Origin of the sequence: Streptomyces alkaliterrae (assembly GCF_007097205.2) — a bacterium.
GTDB classification, from domain to species: Bacteria; Actinomycetota; Actinomycetes; order Streptomycetales; family Streptomycetaceae; genus Streptomyces; species Streptomyces alkaliterrae.
In genome coordinates, this window is record NZ_VJYK02000657.1 from 1 (window position 1) to 767 (window position 767).

1 protein-coding gene is annotated in these 767 nt (G+C 75.4%); it reads right to left on the reverse strand.

Annotated elements, in window-relative coordinates:
• Positions 1-16: 16 nt before the first annotated feature.
• Positions 17-767, reverse strand: a 751-nt coding sequence (locus FNX44_RS27370) for a hypothetical protein (RefSeq protein ID WP_228450332.1), incomplete at its 5' end; no start/stop codon positions are given.

Consider the following 767-nt stretch of genomic DNA (forward strand, 5'->3'; position numbering starts at 1 on the left):
GTGGGAGTGGGGGCGGTCACGGGAGCAGCCATTCGACGGGGCGGCGCGTGCTCAGGTGCACGGTCCCGGTGACGGGCGTCCGGGAGTCGAGTCGGAAGGGCGGCCCGCCGGTGGAGGACCAGGCGTGGCCGGACTCCGTCGCGGCGTCCTTCCGCAGCTCGACGACCACGGCGACGGGGTCGCCCGCCCGCGTGAAACGGGCGGCGAGCTGCGCGTCGCCGAGGAACGCGGCGATCCGCCGCTGGTCCTGCGGGACGCGGCCGACCGCGCGGACCTTGCCGTGGAGGACGCCGTACCGCTCGCGCGGGGCGGACGACACGGCGAGGTCCACGGGGGCGCCGACGGGGATCGTGGAGCCTGAGCCGCCCGGCGCGTAGAGCACGGCGAGGAGCGGTTCGTCGGCCCCGCGGACCTGTTCCAGGGACGCCACGTCGGTGCCGGTGCGGACGACGCTGCCGACGCCGGCGAGGAGGGTGGTGAGTCGGCCGCCGTCCAGCGCGGTGATCTCGCGGTCGCCGCGTTCGGTGCGGATCGTGAGCAACGTCGCGTTGGGGGAGAGGAGTTGGTTCTCCTTCGCGTGGGCTCGGACGACCTGGCCGGCGAAGGGGCTCTGCACGGTGTAGCTGCCGCCCGCGTGGGTGAGAAGGCCGGGGGCGTCGGCCTTCTCGACGATCGAGCCGGTGCAGGCCCAGTATCCGGCGGCGGCCATGACGAGGACGGAGACGGCCATGACGAGGCGGCCGGGTGGGCGGGCGAAGCGGAGGGGG